The sequence below is a fragment of the Vibrio sp. 378 genome (assembly GCF_033339435.1).
Genome location: NZ_JAWOUO010000961.1, coordinates 1 through 562, shown reverse-complemented (window position 1 = coordinate 562; position 562 = coordinate 1). Strand labels below are relative to the sequence as shown.

The following is a 562-nucleotide window of genomic DNA, read 5'->3' as shown; positions in this document are numbered from 1 at the left end:
TAAACCACAAGTGAGCGCTTCGATTTCACCGCTGTTTAGCTTAATACGCAATGCGATTGGTGATTTGAACCATATGAACGCTCACATGGGCTATCAACTTGATCGTCAAACTCGCAAGTTACAAGAAAGCTACCGTCGTGACAGTCGCACGGGGCTGCAAAATCGCGTGGCGCTGCAAGAGCGCTTAAGTCACATCGATTGTGACGAGCATTTGTTAACGCTTAAGCTACTCAATTTCAGCCACATCAACGAAAAATACGGGTATCGAGTCGGAGACCAGCTGCTCAAAGATCTGTCGATGCATTTTACCAATCGATTGAGAAAGCGCTTAGGCATGCCAGCGGCGCTGCAACTGTACAGCATTGGTGTAGGTGAGTGGGCTTTTGTGTTTAAGGCTGAACAAAGTAGCGAGACGATAAAACAGCACTTTACTCGTTTTGCTGATGCGGTTGAGCAAACTAACTTTGAGCCGCTCGGCCTGCGCGAAATTGATTACCTGTCTATTTCCTTGTGTGGTGGCTTGGTTAGCCGTCGTGATTTTCCTTCGGCTTCTCCTGATGAG

Annotated in this window: 1 protein-coding gene; it reads left to right on the top strand. The window is 47.7% G+C overall.

What is annotated here, in order from left to right; all coding sequences use genetic code 11:
- Positions 1 to 562 (top strand): GGDEF domain-containing protein (locus R7Q48_RS29820; protein WP_318133996.1); only part of this gene is annotated, 562 nt, incomplete at both ends.